2 protein-coding genes and 1 pseudogene are annotated in these 4,982 nt (G+C 54.1%); all 3 read right to left on the reverse strand.

What is annotated here, in order from left to right:
* A pseudogene (locus tag ACILSI_RS26630) lies at positions 1–1,240 on the reverse strand (hypothetical protein); the annotation flags it as partial.
* 48 nt (positions 1,241–1,288) lie between these two features.
* Complete coding sequence (locus ACILSI_RS26635) at positions 1,289–3,202, reverse strand: protein kinase domain-containing protein (protein WP_395724966.1); 1,914 nt, start codon at positions 3,200–3,202, stop codon at positions 1,289–1,291.
* Between the two features lie 126 nt (positions 3,203–3,328).
* Positions 3,329–4,982: ATP-binding cassette domain-containing protein (locus ACILSI_RS26640; RefSeq protein WP_395724967.1), on the reverse strand; the 1,654-nt coding region annotated here is incomplete at its 5' end.

Here is a 4,982-nt window from a genome sequence, read left to right on the forward strand (position 1 = left end):
CTTCCACCGCCATGGTGGCGGGAAGGAGGGGAATTCGAGGCCCCGTCTGTCGCGCAGAACGATTTGAGGCAGATGCAATTGGTTGAGTTGAGTTGGAGCTCGCTGGAGTACCAGTCATCGCTGTCAAGCCTTCTTCGGACAGCGGCAAGACCAATACCGCCTGAGCCTCAACCCTGAACTTCATTTGGGCGAGTTCAGTGATATAACGAAGCGCTTCGAGCATGGGCACATTCTTGAGATCCAAACTGATGGAAGCATTGCTTGGTGTATCACCTTGGCGCAGGATGACGTTCACGCCTTTGACGCCTGAAGCGTCTGGGAAAGTGTCAAAATCCCGGCTCTTGACGCGCAAGTATTCGATGGCCTCGTCAATAGTGGCACCTTGGAACTGAAACGTTGGGAAGATGATTTTGCTCATCTTCTCTGTCAAGTAAGCCTCCGTGCTGGGGCTAACCCTGCTGCTGGAAGGCATGTTTGCGTTTTGTGTTACAGCAGGTGAGCTATCAAGCGTGTTTGGCCCAGTAGACACAATGGCGTCAGGGTCAAGTTTGAAAGCGCTGACAAGTTGGAGTCTGTCTTTCGCGCTCAGTTTGCTAAGTTGGAGTCTGGCGATCCCACCGTCGTGCGTCAGAGTAATTGTGTCCTCCTTTGATGAAACATACCGAGGATTGCTGTAGGATTTTCCTGCAATAATCAATGTTGCTTTGGTCTTGGCCTCTTGCTCACGCAGCCATGTGGCTTTGTCCATCCAACTGCCGCCCATTCGGATATTTCCGCTGTTGAATGACGAGATCTGATTATCCAAAATGCCTATGGTTGCCGTAGCTAGTTTTTCTAATTTCGGCATCTTAGCTGTTTCCGATTTGATGTAATCCCTGAAATTAGCCACTTGCTGCGCGTCTTGGTCGTTCAGAATATTCATCGTCAAGACGTTGCCAGCTCCGACGATTTCAAAATCCAAAACCTTGACGATCAAGCCTTTCTCAATTTCGGTAGGCTTCAGTTGTCCAACATCAAATGCCAACCAGGCTCCTGTGTCTCTTATGCTCTTGAACACAAATCCATTGTAAAATTGAGGTCCATCAGATTTAACAGCCTTGTAGATTACAATGCCAGCAGCTTGGTTTGCTTGAGCTTTTGCACTCGGAATCGCAGTTGCTCCCAAAAGGCTCATGAGAAACAGAGAAAAATACCCTTTCCAACGGCCTGAAAAAGTTTTTTCCAAATTGTATACTGTCATAATTTAGTTTTTATGTTTTTTCGCAGAAAATTGAATGTCCAACTTTATTCAGCGGGTGGAGGAAGGGATAAGCAAAACTGCGTAGGGCTTAACAACAACCTTCATTGCATAAAGTTCGCCCAGATAACGGAGGGCTTCACTCGCCTTTAAGTCACGTTTGTAAAATTTGACGATACTTTTGTCATTAGCAAGTTGGTCATCTACGATGATCGTGATCCCTTTTCTTTTGAGCTCAGTTTCTTCGACATCCAGATCGCGACTTTTGGCCATGATTATTTCAACTGCTTCCGAAATGGGGACATTCGAAACTTCGAGATTCCGCAGCGTCAGGCGCTCCATCTTTGCTGAGAGGTTATAATCATTGTCGCCAGCCGCCTTCTCATACCATTCAATCGCTTTTTCGGAACTTCTGGATACTCCTGTTCCTGCGCGGTAACAGTCGCCGAGGAGGCGCATGGCTTCCATGTCTTTAGCTTCTGCGGCATTGTTAAACCACTTCACCGCTTCCACCTCGTCTTTGGCAACGCCAACACCATTTTTGTAACACTTTCCCAGAGGTAGCGCAGCATTGGGATGGTCTTCTTTGCTCGCGTCCAGAAGGTTTTGAAAGGAAGTGCTGAAGCTGCTCAAATCATCTGCTTGGTATCCCTTCTTTTCCAAGTCCGAGAGCATTCTGCAGGCTTGTTCCACCTCCGCGTCCATGACCCCGCGCTCGGCATACAGATCGATTTCGTCCTGATTCGCCAACGCGGGATTCCAGCCTGCAGGTGGTTTGGAGGACATCTGTATAAAGTAGGCGAGCGATGCGATGCCGATCATTACTGCCGCAATCCCCAGTGCCGCTGGGAGCTTGCTTCGGTCTTTGGGCTTCAACTGCCGAGGCTTGGGGGGCGTTGCAATCGGCTTAGCAGGTTGAGATGGTGCTTGGACGGCCGCTGCTGAATTTTTGGCTGCTTCTGGCGGAGGTGGAACCTCGGCTGGAGGCGATGTGCTCGGGCTATCGGATCCCGTGCGCCGAGGCCGCCTAACCATCGTTACTGAGTCGTCCTGAATCGCTTCCGGTTGATGTGCTGGCTTTGCAGTGGCCTGGGCCGGAACTACCCATGCGCAGGATTTCCATGCGGCGCTCGTCTGAAATCGATTCCTGGCATTGGGTGCCATCGCTTGGTCAATCGACGCTAGCAGGCGGTTTGAATACCGACCTTGTAATTCGGGTCGGCTCGCCAGCGGCACTACAGGATCTTCCATAATACGGTCTGTAGCTTTCGCGGGGGTTTCTCCCGTCAGTGCCTTGTAGAAAGTGGCGGCAAGGGAATAAATGTCACTCCATGGTCCAATCTCACCACGGGACTGCAATTGCTCAAAGGGCGTGTAGCCAGCGCTTTCGATCACGGTGAGCGAGCGCTCGCTGAGACGCTGACGAGCGGCCCCGAAGTCGATAAGCACCGGTTCGCCAGTGGCCGTTACGAGGATGTTCCCTGGCTTGATGTCGCGGTGGTAGATCCCGCGGTCGTGAAGGTAACTTAGTGCATCTAGCACCCGCCAGAGCATGCCGCCGAGTTCTTCGTCCTCAAAGTATTGCCCGCGATCCCGGCGATCCCGGATCACCTCGTCGAAAGCGGTGCCTTCGACGAAGGGCATCACGAAATAAGCTGTCCCATTGGCCTCAAAACTTCGTAGCACCTTAACGATGTTGGAGTGGTCTAGGGACGCTAAGGTGCTGGCCTCCCGCTCGAAGCTTTCGAGGGTGTAGAGAAAGCTGTCAGCATCATCCCCCCCTTCGTGGCGTGGACGCACCGTGAGCGAGCTTTGCTCTCGCCAGCAAAACTGCACCGGCAGGTTTTCCTTCACCACGACCAGTCGTCCCAGTCGCTTGTCCTTCGCCAAATAGGTGATTCCGAAACCGCCACTGCCAAGCACCCTCTCGATGATAAACTCCTCAAGCTGGGTGCCGGTTGGCAATGTCTGCCCGTGCGAAGGTGGTGGCTGCGAAGAACTATTAGTCATTGTATTCCATGGCTCAATATTGATCTGGCGTGCGTGGGCAAGTGAAATCCTGAAACGATGGGAATCTTCCCGAAAAGCACTTTATTTGGCAGTTCGAGCCTTCAGTTTCAAGATGGTAAGCAGGGCAAAAACCAGGCTCAGTTTCACCAGCCACCACACATCCAGGAACAAAGTCCCCGCCAGTCTGCCAAACACGTCGTGGTAGTAGTGGCCTAGGTTTGCCTCTAGCACCTGGGTCGCGCTGCCCGCCCCGGGAAACGGTCCGTCGATGTGGACTGTCTTCTGCAGGATGTTCAACCCCTCCGTACCCCAACGGGAAATGGTGAGATAACTGAGAAGCTCCACGATCCAACTGGAGATTTTGGAGATCGATCCCGCTAGCATGATTTGGGGAATCAGCACCAGCGGCACCAGCGTCATGACTTTCTCTAGATTGTTCAGGGAGGAACTGACGAACAGTCCCATCATCGTGGACGCGATGCACACCATGGACAGCCAGATGAATCCCCCCGCAGGACTCGTCCAGAGCGGGTCAGTTCCACGAAATTGGTAGCCCAGCGTGATTACGGCCATCAGAAGCCCGGCCTGAATGATGGCGAAGATGCCCAGCACAAAGACCTTGGAGCCCAGGTAGGTGTGCAGGTGCAGATTGAACATCCGCTCCCGCTTGAAGATGGCCTGCTCTCCCACGATGGCCCGGGAGGCGTTATTGGTACCCAGCCAAATCGCACTGATGACCACCAGGAAGGGGACGGCCGGCGTGATGTCGGCAAAGATCAGGCAGATGAGCGCCGCGATCAGTGGGGCTTGGCCAATCATCATCATCGTGTTCACTCGGTCGTTGGTCTTGATGGCGATGTAACGCCGGGACAACCAGTAAAACTGACGCCATGCCGCCGCCTTGGTTGATTGCAGTTTCATGCCGGCGTGAGGCTCCGAGGGCGATGGCTGCCCCTTGGAGCGCACGTATTTGGCGATCCACGTGTTCAGCTCCGCGCCGACTAGGCGTGCATACACCTCGGTTGTACGCTCGACACCGAACCAAGCCAGATATCCGTCCGTGGCACCGGAGTAAACGACATGCCCGCCTTCACCCATGAAGATCACCTTCTCCATGAACTCGAGGTCTTCCGGCTTGTGGGTCACCATGACGATCGTCGTGCCCTGCTTCGTCAGATCCTCCAGGATGGAAAGGAACTCCTCCACGGCCTGCGGATCCAGTGGTGACGTCGGCTCATCCAGAAAGAGAATCAGCGGACTCGACAGCAGCTCCACCGCGATGCACACCCGCTTGCGCTGCCCGCCGCTGATCTGGCTGATCAGGTGTCGCTGGATGTGGGAGATGCGCAGATCCTTCATCACCTCCTGCACCTTCGCGTTGATGGCGGCGGAGTCGAGATGCTCCAGTCGCAGACGCGCTGCGTAGTAGATAGCCTCCTGCACCGTGAGTTCCTGATGCACGATGTCGTCCTGCGGCACATAGCCGATGACCGTCCGCAGGTATTCATATCCGGCGATCAGATCCACTCCGAAGATCTCCACCTTTCCCTGGGTCAGTGGCACGTCGCCGTTGAGCACCTTCAGCAGGGTGGACTTGCCGCAGCCAGACGGCCCCATGATCGCCGTCATCGAGCCGGTTTGAATCTCAATGTCCGTGGGATGCAGGCCGCGCTTGCCACCGCGATAGTCCAGAGTTGTGCCGCGTGTGCGTACAGCCGTCTGCTTGCTGAGATCC

The organism is Prosthecobacter sp. (genome assembly GCF_044232965.1).
Classification (GTDB): Bacteria; Verrucomicrobiota; Verrucomicrobiia; order Verrucomicrobiales; family Verrucomicrobiaceae; genus Prosthecobacter.